Origin of the sequence: Agrobacterium sp. CFBP 3001 (assembly GCF_027871605.1) — a bacterium.
Taxonomy (GTDB): Bacteria; Pseudomonadota; Alphaproteobacteria; order Rhizobiales; family Rhizobiaceae; genus Agrobacterium; species Agrobacterium leguminum.
The window spans coordinates 12,932-29,214 of the sequence record NZ_JAQAHD010000001.1; the positions used below are offsets into that span (position 1 = coordinate 12,932).

A 16,283-nucleotide genomic window follows, 5' to 3' on the forward strand; every position below is an offset into this window, starting at 1 on the left:
CCTATTCGCGAAACCGCGCGCATCCCGTTCAGGTTTTCAGGCTTCTATGCCTGCGCGATCCTTAATCCAGGATGAAGAGTTTAAATGCGGCAATTTAAGGCGGGGTTAAGTCCTGTCCGGATCAAATCGGTGTCATTGGCAGACGTCGACCCATTCCGCTCCCGTCAATTCGGCCATCACCTCCGGCGAAATCTTCACCGCCGCATTGGTGGCGCCGGCCGCGGGAACCACCTCATGATAGTTTTTCAGGGAGACATCGCAAAACACCGGAAGCGGGGAGGGCAGGCCGAAAGGGCACACGCCGCCGATGGGATGGCTGGTTACCGCCACCACCTCTTCCGGTCCGAGCATGCGCGGCTTTGCGCCGAAATGATCGCGGAATTTGCGGTTGTCGAGCCGCTTCGTGCCGGCGGCGACGACGAGAAGAATGGTTTCACCCGCTTTCAGGCAAATGGTTTTCGCAATCTGGTCGGGGTCGACACCATGCGCTTCAGCGGCCAGCGCAACCGTCGCCGAACTCGTTTCGGTTTCGATCACGGCGACCTCGGGCGACTTTTCGGTGAAAAAGGCTCTGACGGATTCGATAGACATGCGTATTTATTAGGCGTTACGCGGAGAAGCTTCAAGTCACCCCGAAACAGCTATGCATTTAGCGCAATGCTGCGCTGCGATGAAACGTCTGTTTTTTAAGCGGCGATCCTGTATCTTCAAATCATCGAAGCGACGCACTCCTCCTCCCAGCGTCGCCCGATTGGACTGACAATACTCCTCCTCCCAATTGTCAGTCAGTTTCAAGAACCCGGCGCACCTCCTCCCGCGCCGGGTTTTTGCTTTTTGGCGTTCCTGTTGTCTGTCTCGCTGCTGAACCCTGACAAGATGGTCGTGTTCAAAGAAACTTGACTTTCAGCCCCTTCCAACCTAGGTACTTCGCCATCGATATTTGTTTGACGACCAGAGCTTCGGCGTCTTTTTAGACGCTCACGACGATCTTTTCCTTCAAATTCGACCCAAGTCCGCACTGCTCGCAGTGCAAATACAATTGCCAACGGAAGGAAATCGTTATGGCGACTGGTACAGTAAAGTGGTTCAACGCAACCAAGGGCTACGGCTTCATTCAGCCTGACGACGGTTCGCAGGACGTATTCGTTCACATCTCCGCTGTTGAGCGCGCTGGTCTGACCGCCCTCAACGACGGCCAGAAGCTCTCCTACGAGCTGATGCAGGATCGCCGCTCGGGCAAGATGTCCGCAGGCAACCTCGTTGCTGCCTGATAAGCGCTTTGGCCCGAAAGGGTCATTCGTATGAATGGAAAGGCCGGATTTTTCCGGCCTTTTTCTTTTGCAGGAAGGGGCTGAACCGTTGCCCTTGAAAAAGCCGGGTCACATACCAATATAGGGTTCAACAGTGCTTCGGACCGGAACTACCGGGAATGGCGCTTTTAAAAGTGCCGCTGCTGTTGTGTTAACCAAAGATTAACCAAAGCAGCCGATCCTGAGCCGGAAAGCAGCGTCGATATCTTTGACGCGCTCTGGAGCATCAGGCCGTTTGAACGCTTTGACCACGGATGTACTGGCATTGACGGAAAACGGATGGAAAGGTCGGGCTTGCCCGGCCTTTTTGTTTATGTGCCGAGGAGGTGCCGAATATTCGGCACCTCCTCCTTATTTTCAGGATTATTTCGCCGCGAGCGCGTCGAGAATACGGACCCAGGAGCGAATGCCCTTGTGGAAGGACTGCAGGTCGTATTTTTCATTCGGCGAATGAATACGGTCATCGGTAAGTCCGAAGCCGACAAGCAGCGAATCCATTCCCAGCATCTTCTGGAAATCGCCGACGATCGGGATCGAGCCACCCATACCGATGACGACGGCTGGTTTCGGCCACTCTTCCGAAAGCGCGTTTTTGGCTTTGGTCAGCACGGGCGAATCGTAGGACAGCTGGATGGCGGGTGAGCCGCCATGTTCGTGGAACTCCACGGAGCAATCGGCGGGAATCTTCGAGCGCACATAGGCCCGGAAGCTTTCACGAATGGCCGCAGGGTCCTGCTCGCCGACGAGGCGGAAAGACACCTTGGCGGAGGCCTTGGCGGCGATCACGGTCTTGAAACCATCGCCGGTATAGCCGCCGATAATGCCGTTGACTTCCGCCGTCGGCCGCGCCCAGGTCTGCTCCAGCACGGAGCGGCCCTTTTCACCCGAGGGAACCGAAAGGCCGACTTCGCCCAGGAAGGCTTCGGCCGTGCGGCCCAGCGTTTCCCAAGAGGCCTTTATGTTGGCGGGGGTTTCTTCCACGCCGTCATAAAAGCCGGAAAGCGTCACCCGGCCGGTCTCGTCATGCAGGCCGGCGAGAATGTCGGTGAGGATGTGAATGGGGTTTGCCGCCGCCCCACCGAACAGACCGGAATGCAGATCGCGGTCGGCTGCGGTGATGACGACTTCTTCGCCGACCAGGCCGCGAAGGGCTGCGGCAATGGCGGGTGTATCCCGGTCCCACATGCCGGTATCGCAGACCAGCGCATAATCGGCCTTCAGTTCTTCCGCATTGGCTTCGAGGAAAGGCTTCAGCGACGGCGAGCCGGATTCTTCTTCGCCTTCAAAGAGAATGGTGACGCGCACCGGCAGGCCGCCATTGACAGCCTTGTACGCCCGGCATGCCTCCACGAAGGTCATCAGCTGGCCCTTGTCGTCCGCCGTTCCGCGTCCGGTAATCACCTGCCGGCCGGCGCCGATATCCTTGACCGCGGGTTCGAACGGATCGTTTTCCCAAAGCTCGAGCGGATCGACTGGCTGGACGTCATAATGGCCGTAGAAAAGCACATGCGGCGCGTCCTTGGTGGCCGCATCGTGATGCGCCACGACCATGGGGTGGCCGGCGGTATCGCGCACGGAGGCCGTAAAGCCGAGCGCCGAAAGCGTTCTGACCAGCCACTCCGCCGCCTTGCGGCATTCCGCCTTGTAAGCGGGGTCCGTCGAAATCGACGGAATGCGTACGAGCTCGAACAGTCGCTCAAGGCTGGAGGTGAGATTGTTGTCGGCGGTGGAAAGAATGGGGGAAACGTCTGTCATCGCTGATCCTGTCATGTCTGTCGTGACCCGGCGATAAGACGAAACATCCGGGCATCGCGCATCGCGGGAAACAAGGGGGCCGGCGCGTCGTGAATCGGCAAACGTGCGGCCGGCGGAACGATAGAGCAGTTCAGGGAAAGTGCGAAGCGGTTTCGGGATGTAAATGCTATTTCGCTTTTTTGGCGCTTTCGATCGCCCGGCGCATATATTCCAGCAGAAGCTGCCTCTCGAAACGCCGGAAATCCTGGAGCAGCGCGTCTTCGGTGGCTTCGGAGGCGGCAATGGCGTTGACTTCCAGATCCCTGCCGCGCTGGGTCAGTTCGATGATCTGGGCACGGCGGTCGCTGGGATGGGATTTGCGGACGATCAGCCCGTCGCGCTCCATGCGTGAGAGCGTATTGGCGAGTGTCGCCTGTTCGACATCGATTCTATCCAGCAATTGCCGCTGGGTCAGGCCGTCCTCATGCCAGAGTTCGATGAGGATGGGGAATTGTCCGGGCGAGAAACCCAGGGCGGCGGCTCTTTTCTGCAGCGCCATGGTGAATTCCCGCGCCATTTTCGAAGCGAGATAGATTGCCGATTCGTCCCGGGAAAAACCCATTTTTCCGCCCATAAAGCACCACGGCCGGCTCAGCCCGGCAAGTCGATAGCGCGATATATATCGCATGATATGTTTAGGCCAGCCTAAACAGGGCGCAAAATAAAACCGCCACGGCCGGGAGGGGTCGGCCATGGCGGTCATATTGGAGGACAAAGGCCCGGAGAGGGGGAAAGGCCTTTGTCCGGTCTGACGCGGCGGGGGACGAGCCAGCTATCAGACTACGGCGTGATCAGGCGCCGTCCCTTATGAAATGTGTCTGCAAATGCGGCTTTTCAAGGGAAGGGCGGATTACAAATCGGTAACGTTCAGGTGAATTTTGCAGGCCTGTGGCACCGCCTCATTCCCCGCTCTTTACGGTGCGTTGTGCGAAGTTTCGGTAGACGTCAAAACGGCCCCGCGCTATCCATGCTACCCATGAAAAAAGGCGATCATCTCTTCCTCGTTGACGGTTCCGGTTTCATTTTCCGGGCCTTCCATGCAATCCCGCCGCTGAACCGCAAGTCGGACGGGCTGCCGGTCAACGCCGTCTCCGGTTTCTGCAACATGTTGTGGAAGCTGCTGAAGGATGCGCGCAATACCGATGTCGGCGTGACGCCGACCCATTTTGCGGTGATTTTCGACTATTCGTCGAAGACTTTCCGTAACGAGCTTTATGATCTCTACAAGGCCAATCGCACCGCGCCGCCGGAAGATCTGGTGCCGCAATTCGGCCTGATCCGTGAGGCGACGCGCGCCTTCAACCTTCCCTGCATCGAGACCGAAGGCTTCGAGGCGGACGATATCATCGCCACCTATGCCCGACAGGCCGAGGCGATCGGCGCCGATGTTACGATCATCTCCTCCGACAAGGATCTGATGCAGCTCGTCACGGCCAATGTACATATGTACGACGCCATGAAGGACAAGCAGATCGGCATTCCGGACGTTGTCGAAAAGTGGGGCGTGGGCCCCGAAAAGATGATCGACCTGCAGGCGATGACCGGCGATTCCACCGATAATGTTCCGGGCATTCCGGGCATCGGGCCCAAGACGGCGGCGCAATTGCTGGAGGAATACGGCGATCTCGATACGCTGCTGGCGCGGGCAGGCGAAATCAAGCAGCAGAAGCGCCGCGAAAATATCATCGCCAATGCGGAGCTTGCGCGCCTTTCCAGACAGCTTGTAGCGCTCAGAACCGATGTGCCGCTGGATCAGTCTCTCGAAGCGCTGGTGCTCGAACCGCAGAACGGCCCGAAACTGATCGCCTTCCTGAAGGCGATGGAATTCACGACGTTGACACGCCGGGTTGCCGAGGCAACCGAAACCGACGCTTCCGCCATCGACCCCGCCAATGTACCGGTACAATGGGGTGCCGATGCACATGGTCCCGATCTCGATGCGCCGGCCGCTGCCGTGAAGGCTGGCGAAGTGGCCACTAGCGCCGCTGGCGCTTCGGCTTCGTCTGCCGCTCCGGCAAGGAAAGTAACGGGGGAGGGCAGCGCGCCCGCTGATCTCGCCACAGCGCGACAGGCGCTTTTTTCCGCCGCCAAGATCGATACGACCGCCTATCTGACGATCAGGGATCTTTCGACGCTCGACCGCTGGATCGCGGCCGCCCGGGAAACAGGCGTCGTCGCCTTCGATACGGAAACGACCTCCCTCGACCCGATGCAGGCGGAACTTGTCGGTTTTTCTCTGGCCATTGCCGACAACGGCAAGGATGCCACGGGCACCGATATCCGGGCCGCTTATGTTCCTTTGACGCATAAGACCGGTTCCGGCGGCGATCTCTTCAGCGATGGCATCAAATTGGCCGAAGGGCAGGTGCCCTTTGCCGAGGCGCTGGTGCGTCTGAAGGACCTGCTCGAGGATGAGGCCGTTCTGAAGGTCGCGCAGAACCTGAAATATGACTATCTGCTGATGAAACGCCACGGCGTCATCATGCAGAGCTTCGACGACACGATGCTGATTTCTTATGTCCTCGAGGCCGGCAAGGCCACGCATGGCATGGATTCGCTGTCCGAACGCTGGCTCGGCCACACGCCGATCGCCTATAAGGACGTGGCGGGATCGGGTAAGTCGAGCGTCACCTTCGATTTTGTCGATATCGACAAGGCAACCGCTTATGCTGCGGAAGATGCCGATGTCACCCTGCGGCTCTGGATGGCGCTGAAGCCGAGGCTTGTTTCGGAACGGCTGACCAAGGTTTACGAGCGGCTGGAGCGCCCCCTCGTGCCGGTTCTGGCGCATATGGAAGAGCGCGGCATCACCGTCGACCGGCAGATTCTCTCGCGTCTTTCCGGCGAACTCGCCCAGAAGGCTGCCTCCTTCGAAGAGGAAATCTACGAGCTGGCGGGCGAGCGCTTCAACATCGGATCGCCAAAGCAGCTTGGCGATATTCTGTTTGGCAAGATGGGCCTGCCGGGCGGTTCCAAAACCAAGACCGGGCAATGGTCGACATCAGCGCAGGTTCTCGAAGATCTCGCGGCGGAAGGCGTCGAACTGCCGCGCAAGATCGTCGACTGGCGGCAGCTGACGAAACTGAAATCGACCTATACGGATGCACTGCCCGGATATATCCATCCCGAGACGAAACGGGTGCATACGTCCTATGCGCTCGCCTCCACCACCACGGGGCGTCTGTCCTCCTCGGAGCCGAACCTTCAGAACATCCCGGTTCGCACCGCCGAAGGCCGCAAGATCCGCACGGCTTTCATCTCCACGCCCGGCCACAAGCTACTGTCGGCCGATTACAGCCAGATCGAACTGCGCGTGCTGGCCCATGTTGCCGATATTCCGCAGCTGCGCAACGCCTTCGAAAACGGCATCGACATTCATGCCATGACGGCATCGGAAATGTTCGGCGTGCCGGTGGAAGGCATGCCGTCGGAAGTGCGCCGCCGCGCCAAGGCCATCAACTTCGGCATCATCTACGGCATTTCCGCCTTCGGTCTCGCCAACCAGCTCAGCATCGCCCGCTCCGAAGCCGGCGACTATATCAAGAAATATTTCGAGCGTTTTCCCGGCATTCGCGACTACATGGAGGCAACCAAAGCCTTCGCCCGCGAAAACGGCTATGTCGAAACGATTTTCGGCCGCCGCGCCCATTATCCGGAAATCCGCTCTTCCAATCCTTCGGTAAAAGCCTTCAACGAACGCGCGGCCATCAACGCGCCGATCCAGGGCTCCGCCGCCGATATCATCCGCCGCGCCATGGTTCGTATCGAGCCTGCGCTGGAGGCGGAAAAGCTTTCCGCCCGCATGCTTTTGCAGGTGCATGACGAACTCATCTTCGAAGTCGAGGAAGCGGAAATCGAAAAGACCTTGCCGGTCGTCGTCTCGGTGATGGAAAACGCGGCCATGCCGGCGATTTCCATGAAGGTTCCGCTGAAAGTGGATGCACGTGCGGCTGACAATTGGGATGAAGCGCACTGACTGGCGAACCGGCTTTCTGTGGATTCCGGGACATGAACCACTTCAAGGGGCATGTCGTTTTCGATAAGACGTGAGCCGTGATTTGTGATGCATGAGGGCAGCTCGCCACGCTGATTCCGTTGAATCGGAAAAAATGTGCGTCAGGGCTGGTCAAAGCCCGTTTGGGCATGTATAAGCGCGCCAAATTTCCGATATCGAGACATCCGACATTCGGCCTTTGGTTCTGGCCGGTTCCGTTGTTTCGCCGCTTAAGTGGAGTAACAAAAATGGCTGTACCAAAAAGAAAAACAAGCCCGTCCAAGCGCGGTATGCGCCGCTCGGCTGACGGTCTCAAGTCTGCGACCTACGTTGAAGACAAGAACTCCGGCGAACTGCGCCGTCCGCACCATATCGATCTGAAGACCGGTATGTATCGCGGCCGTCAGGTTCTGACGCCGAAGGAAAGCGCATAAGCTTTTCTAAAATCATCTTTACAAAAAACCGGTCCTTGTGGCCGGTTTTTTGTTTTCAGGACCGTCCACCTGCCTTTTCCGCTCACTTGGAAAATTCGGCCACTCCTCCTACACTCTTTCAGGGAGAGCAGGTTTTGATGCCTGCAACAGGAGGGGAGCTTCGGTGAAATATCGCTGGATTTTATTGATGCTTCTCAGCCTCGGGCTCGGTTACGGCGCCGTGACGAGAGGTGGCGGCATCATCGCGGAAAGCTATTTCGGCGAAATGTCCGAGCAGGGCCGCACGACGCTGCGGCTGGCCGTCTCTGCTCTCGGTGGGCTTTTGAACCGTTACGAGCCGCTGCCGGCCCTGATTGCCGATCACGACGACATTGAGGAACTGGTCGCACATCCCAAGGATGCCGAACTGCGCCAGCGCGCCAATATCTACCTCAAATCCATCAACACCCTGCTGGAATCCTCCGATATCTACATCATCACGCTGGATGGGGAGACCATCGCCGCCAGCAACTATGATGGCCCGACAAGTTTCGTCGGTGAGAATTTCAGCTACCGTCCCTATTTTCAGGATGCCGCCAAGGGCTTCCAGTCACGCTTCTTCGCGCTTGGCACCACCTCCCACAAGCGTGGCTATTATTTTTCAGCGCCCATTCTCTTCAACGAGGAGATCAAGGGCGTCATCGTCTTCAAGGTCGATATTGAAGGCATAGAAGCGTCATTTGGCGATGGCGAGAACCGAATTCTGGTATCGGACCCGGAAGGCATCATCTTCATGACCGGAACGCCGCAATGGCTTTATTCCGGCCTGATGCCGCTGACGCCCGAAAGGCTGGCGCGAACGGAGACTTCCCGCCGCTACGCCAATGCCACCCTTAAGGAATTGCCCCTGAAAAACGGCAATTTCGGTTCGCATCAACTGATGACGATCAGCCAGGACGACGGTGAAAGGGAATATATGGTCCTGTCGCAGCCGATGCCGGACGCGGGCTGGACAGTCAGCGTGCTGATGGACACGGGTTCGCTCCGAACGCAGGTGAAGACGGCGATGATCGCGATCATCCTCTGCCTGTGTCTTGCCGCCGCCCTGATCGCCGCCATGCTGCAAAGGCGTCGTCGTCTGCGGGAGCGCCTGACCCATCAGGCGGAGGCGCAGGCGGAACTGGAACGACGGGTGGAGGAGCGCACGGCCGATCTGGCGCGGGTCAATCAGGAGATCGAACACGAAATCGCCGAACGTCGCCAGACGGAAAAACAATTGCGCAAGATGCAGAACGATCTGGTGCAGGCGGGCAAGCTAGCAGCGCTCGGGCAGATGTCGGCGGCGTTGTCGCATGAGTTCAATCAGCCGCTCGCAGCCGCCAAGAACTACGCCGAAAACGCCTCGCTTCTCGTGGAGCGCGGACGGCTGGAGGAGGTGACGGAAAACCTCAGGCGCATTTCGGGCCTTATCGACCGTATGGCCTCCATCAGCAAGCATCTCAGGAATTTCGCCCGCAAGCCCAATGAAAAAATGGCCGCGGTAAGTCTGGAAGCCGTCCTTCGCGATACGCTTGAAATCGTCGGTGCGCGGCTGAAGGCCGCCGATGCGGTGCTGGATGTGGATCTCGGCCGGGTGCCGCTTGCCGTGAAGGCCGGCCCGGTGCGGCTGCAGCAGGTGCTCGTCAACATCATCTCAAATGCTGCCGATGCGGTGGAGGGGCGGGAGGATCGCCGCATTGCGCTGCGTGCCGTGCAGCATGGCCAGTCGGTGTCGATTTTCATTCGTGATCGCGGTCCGGGCGTGCCGGCGGCGATTTCAGAACGAATTTTCGATCCTTTCTTCACCACCAAGGGCGTGGGACGCGGCCTCGGTCTTGGCCTGTCCATCTCCTATAACATCATCAAGGATTTTGGCGGCCAGCTCCGCGTCAGGAACCATGAAGATGGCGGGGCGGAATTCGAGATCGAATTGCCAGCCGCCGCCTGGCGCGTGGAGGCGGCTGCGGAATGACCATGTCGCGGGTTCTGTTGATCGATGATGAGGAAGAACTGCGCTTTTCCACCGCGCAGGCGCTGGAGCTTTCCGGTTTTGCCGTCACCATGCTCGCAAGCGCAGAACATGCGCTCGAACTCATCGGCTACAGCTTCGACGGTGTCGTGGTCAGCGACATCAGGATGCCCGGCATGGATGGCATGACGCTGCTGCAGAAGGTGCGGGAGCTCGATCCTGAAATACCTGTTATCCTGATGACGGGCCATGGCGATGTGCAGCTCGCGGTCAACGCCATGCGCAACGGCGCGTATGATTTCATCGAAAAGCCGTTCACGCCGCAATATCTCGCCGGCATCATCAAAAGGGCGAATGATCGGCGGGCGCTGGTACTGGAAAACCGCCGCCTCAAGGCGGTAGCGGGCAAGCATGACGATCTCGAAACGCGTCTGCCCGGCAGAACCCAGATCATGGTCGATCTGCGGTATCGTATCCGCGCCATCGGTGCGACGGACGCCGATACGCTGATCGTCGGTGATACGGGCGCGGGCAAGGAGGTCGTGGCACGGGCGCTTCACGATATCAGCGCCAGAGCCAACCGGCCCTTCGTGGCGATCAATTGCGCCGCCCTTCCGCAGACACTGATTGAAAGTGAACTATTCGGCCATGAGGCCGGTGCGTTTCCCGGCGCGCTGCGCCCACGCTACGGCAAGTTCGAACATGCCCGCGGCGGCACCATATTGCTGGATGAGATAGGCTCCATGCCCTTTGAATTGCAGGGCCGCTTCCTGCGTGTCTTGCAGGAACGGGTGATTACCCGTCTCGGCTCGAATGAAACGGTCGAACTCGATGTCCGTTTCATCGCCACCAGCAAGGTCGATCTGGAACAGGAAGTCGCGGCTGGCCGGTTCCGCGCCGATCTTCTTTATCGGCTCAACGTGGCGACACTTCTCGTGCCATCGCTCTCGCAGCGCAGCGCAGATATACCGCTACTTTTCCTGCATCTCGTGCGGGAAGCCGCTGCCCGTTACGGGCGGGAAGACACTGAGGTGCCGCAAAGTCTGCTTTCGGCCGTCTCCCTGCGCGAGTGGCCGGGCAATGTGCGTGAATTGCGCAATGCCGCAGACCGCTTCGTTCTCGGTCTGGAAAGCGATGTTTCTGAAGCCTCGCTGCCGTTTCAGGGTGACGGAAAAGCGGCCCTTTCCGCACGGGTCGCGGCTTACGAAAAAAGCCTGATCGCACATGCAATCGCCGCACATGGCGGAAATCTGAAGTCCGTCTATGAGAATCTCGGCATTTCGCGCAAAACGCTCTACGAAAAAATGCAGAAATACGGGCTGCAGCGGCACATGACCGAGGTCTGATGGGTGGATTTCCACCCATGGATGAGCCCCTATGGGTAGAAATCCACCCATTGCCGTTCAGGGACAGCAATAAAAGCGCACCTCACGACAAGACCGCCATTGCTGAACGGCGATCCCGGATCGCAAATATCTCACCCCGGTCGCCATGGAGGAGCATGCGCGGCTGAAGTGGCGAACATTTTCATCCGGGAGGAATCGATGAAAATACTGAAGACAGTCACCGGCCTTGCTGCTGCCGCTGCCGTTTCCCTTTTTGCGCTGTCCGCATCCGCTCAGAACTATCCGGAGCGCAACATCACCATGGTCGTGCCCTTTGCCGCGGGCGGCCCGACGGATACGGTTGCGCGCCTTGTCGCTGAATCCATGTCGAAGGACCTTGGCCAGCAGATCATCGTTGAAAATGTCGGCGGCGCAGGCGGCACGCTGGGTGCTGGTCGTGTGGCATCGTCCGATCCGGACGGCTACACCGTTCTTCTCCACCATATCGGCATGGCCACCAGCGCCACGCTCTACCGCAAGCTCGCCTACGACACGCTGAACGCCTTCGAATATGTCGGCCTCGTTACCGAAGTGCCGATGACCATCCTGTCGCGCAAGAACCTCGAGACGACGGATCTGAAAGGTCTGATCGAATACGCCAAGGCGAACAAGGACAAGGTCACCGTCGCCAATGCCGGCATCGGCGCCGCCTCGCATCTGTGCGGCATGCTGTTCATGAGCGCCATCGAAACCCCGCTCGTCACAGTCCCTTACAAGGGTACGGGCCCGGCCATGACCGATCTGCTCGGCGGCCAGGTAGACATCATGTGCGACCAGACCACCAATACCACCAAGCAGATTCAGGGCGGCACGGTGAAGGCTTACGCCGTAACCACCGCCAAGCGGCTGGATGTGCTGCCTGATGTGCCGACAGTCGTTGAAGCGGGCCTGCCGAAACTCGAGGTCGGCATCTGGCACGGCATTTACACGCCTAAGGGCACGCCTGCCGAAATCAATGAAAAGCTCTCCAAGTCGCTCCAGGCCGCGCTGAAGGACAAGAATGTCGCGGCCCGGTTCGCCGAACTCGGCACGACGCCTTCCCCGGAAAGCGATGCGACGCCTGCGGCGCTGAAGGCCAAGCTCGAAAGCGAAATCGCTCGCTGGAAGCCGGTCATCGAGTCCGCCGGCCAATACGCCGACTGATGGAGCAACGGAATGACCGGCGGCGCTATGCCGCCGGTTTTCTGCTGTCGTTTTAACGCGCGGAACGGTGTGTCGCTGGCCGCAGTGGAGGGGCATCTTTCATGAAGTCGTTTTTTATTGACCCTGCCGAAGCAGCCTGCGGGGCAATTTTCATCGGTTTTGGCGCTTTTTTCGCCTTGCAGTCCTACGGGCTTGATTTGGGAACCACATTCCGCATGGGGCCGGGTTACTTTCCACTCGTTCTCGCCATCGTCTTGATCCTGCTTGGAAGCGTCATATTTCTTCGCGCTACCCGGGTGCAGGGAGACGCCATCGGAGCCATCGCCTGGCGGGGGATCTTTTTCATTCTGCCCGCACCCATCTTTTTCGGCCTCACGGTCCGGGGACTTGGTTTCGTACCGGCACTGTTTTTCAGCGCCCTCATCGCAGCCTTTGCCTCGCACAAGATGAGCCCGCTGATGGCCGTTGCCATTTCCGCGGCCATCACGGTCTTTTCCGTCGCAGTGTTCAACTACGGTCTCGGGCTGCCTTTCCAGCGCTTTGGCCCATGGCTTAACTTTTAAGGTGCCGTGATGGAGCTGTTCAATAATCTCGCACTCGGTTTTTCGACGGCGTCGTCGCTGGAAAACCTGTTTTTCTGCCTCATTGGTGTGCTGCTCGGCACGCTCATCGGCGTGTTGCCTGGCATCGGCGCAACGGCCACCATCGCCATGCTGTTGCCGATCACCTTCCAGCTGGAGCCAGTCTCTTCGCTGATCATGCTCGCCGGCATCTATTACGGCGCGCAATATGGCGGTTCCACCACCGCAATCCTTATCAACATGCCGGGCGAATCCTCCTCCGCCGTCACGGCCATCGATGGGTATCAGATGGCGCGCAAGGGCAAGGCGGGCGCCGCACTCGCCATTGCCGCCATCGGCTCGTTCTTCGCCGGCACGGTTTCCACCTTCCTCGTGGCGATTTTCGCTCCGCCTCTGACGGCGATTGCGCTTGAATTCGGCGCGGCGGAATATTTCTCGCTAATGGTCGTCGGCCTCGTTTCTTCCATTGCGCTTGCCCATGGCTCCATCGTCAAGGCGCTGGCCATGGTGGTGCTGGGCCTGCTGCTGGGTTTGGTCGGCACCGATATCTATAGCGGCACACCGCGTTTCACCCTCGGCATCCGCGAATATGCCGACGGTCTGAACTTCGTGGCCGTGGCCGTCGGCGTCTTCGGTATCGCCGAAATCCTGCGCAATCTCGAAAATGAGCGCACCCGTTCGGTGCTGATCGCCAAGGTCAGCGGCCTGATGCCGACACGGGAGGATTTCAGGAAAATGATCGCGCCGGTGCTGCGCGGCACGGTCATTGGTTCCGCTCTCGGCATTCTTCCGGGCGGCGGCGCGATCCTTGCGGCCTTCGCTTCCTATACGGTGGAAAAACGCGTCTCCAAGAACCCGGAAGAATTCGGGCATGGCGCGGTTGCCGGCGTGGCCGGTCCGGAATCCGCCAACAATGCCGGCGCCCAGACGTCCTTCATCCCGCTGCTCACGCTGGGCATTCCCGCCAATCCGGTGATGGCGCTGATGATCGGCGCGATGATCATTCAGGGTATCGTGCCAGGTCCGAACGTTGCGACTGAACAGCCGGCGCTGTTCTGGGGCATCATTGCCTCCATGTGGATCGGCAACCTGATGCTCGTCATCCTGAACCTGCCGCTAATCGGGCTATGGGTAAAGCTTCTGACGGTGCCCTATTATGTGCTGTTCCCCATCATCATGGCCTTCTGCGCCATCGGGGTCTACAGCGTCAATTCCAACGTCTTCGATCTCTATGCCGTCGCCTTCTTCGGCTTCATCGGTTACGTGCTGGTGAAACTGCGCTGCGAGCCGGCGCCGCTGCTCCTGGGCTTCGTGCTTGGGCCGCTGCTGGAGGAGAACCTGCGCCGCGCCATGATCCTGTCGCGCGGCGATCCGACCACCTTCGTTACCCGGCCGATCAGCGCCACCCTGCTCTTCATTGCTCTGGCCGTGCTGATCGTCGTCTTCCTGCCCAGCGTGAAGAAGAAGCGTGAGGAGGTTTTCGTAGAAGAAGACTGAGGAAAGCCAAGAACTCGGATGCCGGCGATGGAAACATCGCCGGCTTTTTCCGTTTCTGGATCGCCGTGACGAATTCGCTTCACCAAAGCGACATATGGTTGACTCAGGTGCTTTTAGGCCCAAGGAAGGGCTGGAAAGAGAGGTCGATATGACGTCGGAAACCGAAAAAAGGATCATCGCGCTCGAGGAAACGGCCGCGCATCAGGCGAAGGTGATAGAGGAGCTGTCCGATCAGCTGGCAGAACAATGGAAGGTGGTGGAGCAGACCCGCGCCAAGCTCGACCGCCTGACGGAGAGGTTCCTGAGCCTGGAGGAGCAATCGCTGGACGCGCCCGCGATCACTCGACCGCCGCATTATTGACAGGGAAGAGCCAATGAAAAACGAAACCGCCGCGCTGGCCGCCGATATCGTCGATTTCTGGAAGAAGGCCGGACCGGACAAGTGGTTCGACAAGGACGCGGCCTTCGATAACCACTTTCACGACCGTTTCCGCGATGCCCATTTTGCTGCCGCCAGACGCGAATTGGACAAGTGGCTGGAGGGTGCGGAAAGCAGTCTCGCGCTGATGCTTCTGCTGGATCAATTTCCGCGCAACTGCTTTCGCGGCACCGCTCACATGTATGCAACCGACCCGCTGGCGCGGCTCTTTGCCGATGAGGCCATCCGCTGCGGGCATGATCAGGCGGTGGGCGGGGATTTGCGCGTTTTCTTCTACCTGCCCTTTTCCCATGCGGAGGATATCGCCGCCCAGCGGCGTGCCTGCGACCTGAACCAGCCACTTGGCGGGCTTTATCTTCATCATGCCGAAGAACATCGCGATATCATCGAGCGTTTCGGCCGCTTTCCGCATCGCAACGACATTTTGCTGCGGGAAACGACGCCGGAGGAACGGCAATATCTGGAAGAAGGCGGCTTTTCCGGCTGAGTCGGAAATGAAAACGCCGCCAGTCCCGAAGGATGGCGGCGTTCTTAAAGCATGGGGCGGCGACAATCAGCCGTCGAAGAATTCCTTCATCCGGGCGAAGAAGCCCGTCGATTCCGGATTGTTCTCCTTGGAGGAGAGCTGCTCGAACTCCTGCAACAGCTCGCGCTGACGCTTGCTGAGTTTCTGCGGCGTTTCGATCTGAATCTGTATATAGAGGTCGCCCGTCTGCGCCGAACGCAGAACCGGCATTCCCTTACCCTTCAGACGGAACTGTTTGCCCGGCTGGGTTCCTTCCGGAACCGTAACGCGCGATTTGGTGCCGTCGAGCGTCGTGACGTCGAAGGTGCCGCCAAGTGCTGCCGTCGTCATGGAGATCGGTACGGTGCAATAAAGGTCGGCGCCGTCGCGCTGGAAGAATTCATGCGGACGCACGGACAGGAAAATATAAAGATCACCCGCCGGACCGCCACGCATGCCAGCCTCGCCTTCGCCCTGCAGGCGAATGCGGGTGCCGTCCTCGATGCCCGAGGGAATGTTGACGGAAAGCGAACGCTCTTCCGTTACACGGCCCTGACCGTGGCACTTGCCGCAGGGATCGGAGATCGTCTGCCCGCGACCATGGCAGGTGGGGCAGGTGCGTTCCACCGAGAAGAAGCCCTGCGCTGCGCGCACGCGACCGGAACCCTGACAGGTCGCGCAGGTCTTCGGCTGCGTGCCGGGCTTTGCACCCGAACCGGAACAGACATCGCAGGTGATCGAGGTCGGAACCCTGATCTGCGCCGTCTTGCCGGTGAAGGCCTCTTCCAGCGTGATTTCCATATTGTAGCGAAGGTCGGCGCCGCGCTCGCGTCCGCCGGAAGAGCGGCGCGCACGGCCACCGCCCATCATCTCGCCGAAGATGTCTTCGAAAATATCCGAGAAGCCGCCATTGGCAAAACCGCCGCCGCCAAAGCCGCCACCGCCGCCCATGCCGCCGTTTTCAAAGGCCGCGTGGCCGAAACGGTCATAGGCCGCGCGTTTCTGCGGGTCCTTCAACGTTTCGTATGCTTCGTTGATTTCTTTGAATTTCCGTTCGGAATCGGCATCATCAGGGTTTTTGTCCGGATGGTACTTCATCGCGAGTTTGCGGAAGGCGCTTTTCAGCTCTTTTTCGTCCGCGGTCTTGCTGACGCCGAGTGTTTCGTAAAAGTCTGCTTTCGCCATTAAGATAACAAGCCCCGCAAATGGATTTC

The 16,283-nt window shown here is 59.2% G+C and carries 14 protein-coding genes; 10 read left to right on the top strand and 4 right to left on the bottom strand.

The features are described 5' to 3' along the window. Positions 1-132: 132 nt before the first annotated feature. Positions 133-591, bottom strand: coding sequence for a YbaK/EbsC family protein (locus tag PH605_RS00075; RefSeq protein WP_065654782.1), 459 nt, complete (start codon positions 589-591; stop codon positions 133-135). Between the two features lie 470 nt (positions 592-1,061). Here PH605_RS00075 and PH605_RS00080 point away from each other — a divergent pair, with 470 nt between their 5' ends. Then, on the top strand, positions 1,062-1,271 hold the full coding sequence (locus PH605_RS00080; protein ID WP_003492998.1) for a cold-shock protein: 210 nt from the start codon (positions 1,062-1,064) through the stop codon (positions 1,269-1,271). Positions 1,272-1,673: 402 nt separating this feature from the next. On the opposite strand, the gene PH605_RS00085 is transcribed toward PH605_RS00080, so the two are convergent. After that, positions 1,674-3,065: a dipeptidase gene (locus PH605_RS00085; RefSeq protein ID WP_078051457.1), complete on the bottom strand. Its 1,392-nt coding sequence runs from the start codon at positions 3,063-3,065 to the stop codon at positions 1,674-1,676. A gap of 166 nt (positions 3,066-3,231) precedes the next feature. Further along, positions 3,232-3,666 carry a MarR family winged helix-turn-helix transcriptional regulator gene (locus PH605_RS00090; protein WP_161987737.1) on the bottom strand — a complete coding sequence of 145 codons (435 nt, stop codon included), beginning with the start codon at positions 3,664-3,666 and terminating at the stop codon, positions 3,232-3,234. A 414-nt stretch (positions 3,667-4,080) separates the two neighbouring features. Here PH605_RS00090 and polA point away from each other — a divergent pair, with 414 nt between their 5' ends. From polA to PH605_RS00135, 9 genes are all read left to right on the top strand, one after another. After that, complete coding sequence (gene polA / locus PH605_RS00095) at positions 4,081-7,080, top strand: DNA polymerase I (protein WP_125145259.1); 3,000 nt, start codon at positions 4,081-4,083, stop codon at positions 7,078-7,080. Positions 7,081-7,346: 266 nt separating this feature from the next. Then, complete coding sequence (gene rpmF / locus PH605_RS00100) at positions 7,347-7,532, top strand: 50S ribosomal protein L32 (protein ID WP_003507205.1); 186 nt, start codon at positions 7,347-7,349, stop codon at positions 7,530-7,532. A gap of 187 nt (positions 7,533-7,719) precedes the next feature. Next, positions 7,720-9,522 carry a sensor histidine kinase gene (locus tag PH605_RS00105; RefSeq protein ID WP_161987735.1) on the top strand — a complete coding sequence of 601 codons (1,803 nt, stop codon included), beginning with the start codon at positions 7,720-7,722 and terminating at the stop codon, positions 9,520-9,522. Beyond that, positions 9,519-10,865 (top strand): sigma-54-dependent transcriptional regulator, encoded by a 1,347-nt coding sequence (locus PH605_RS00110; protein WP_080855758.1) that lies wholly within the window; start codon positions 9,519-9,521, stop codon positions 10,863-10,865. The genes PH605_RS00105 and PH605_RS00110 overlap by 4 nt, the downstream gene beginning before the upstream one ends. 198 nt (positions 10,866-11,063) lie before the next feature. Next, positions 11,064-12,047 carry a tripartite tricarboxylate transporter substrate-binding protein gene (locus PH605_RS00115; RefSeq protein WP_065654776.1) on the top strand — a complete coding sequence of 328 codons (984 nt, stop codon included), beginning with the start codon at positions 11,064-11,066 and terminating at the stop codon, positions 12,045-12,047. A gap of 101 nt (positions 12,048-12,148) precedes the next feature. Then, positions 12,149-12,610, top strand: coding sequence for a tripartite tricarboxylate transporter TctB family protein (locus PH605_RS00120; protein WP_065654775.1), 462 nt, complete (start codon positions 12,149-12,151; stop codon positions 12,608-12,610). Between the two features lie 9 nt (positions 12,611-12,619). Next, positions 12,620-14,125, top strand: a complete 1,506-nt coding sequence (locus PH605_RS00125; RefSeq protein WP_065654774.1) for a tripartite tricarboxylate transporter permease — start codon at positions 12,620-12,622, stop codon at positions 14,123-14,125. Between the two features lie 148 nt (positions 14,126-14,273). After that, on the top strand, positions 14,274-14,486 hold the full coding sequence (locus tag PH605_RS00130; protein WP_059759493.1) for a SlyX family protein: 213 nt from the start codon (positions 14,274-14,276) through the stop codon (positions 14,484-14,486). A 13-nt stretch (positions 14,487-14,499) separates the two neighbouring features. Then, positions 14,500-15,051: a DUF924 family protein gene (locus tag PH605_RS00135; protein ID WP_080855759.1), complete on the top strand. Its 552-nt coding sequence runs from the start codon at positions 14,500-14,502 to the stop codon at positions 15,049-15,051. A 66-nt stretch (positions 15,052-15,117) separates the two neighbouring features. Here the strand turns inward: PH605_RS00135 and dnaJ are convergent, their stop codons facing one another. Further along, on the bottom strand, positions 15,118-16,254 hold the full coding sequence (gene dnaJ, locus PH605_RS00140; RefSeq protein WP_004439156.1) for a molecular chaperone DnaJ: 1,137 nt from the start codon (positions 16,252-16,254) through the stop codon (positions 15,118-15,120). Positions 16,255-16,283: the final 29 nt, after the last annotated feature.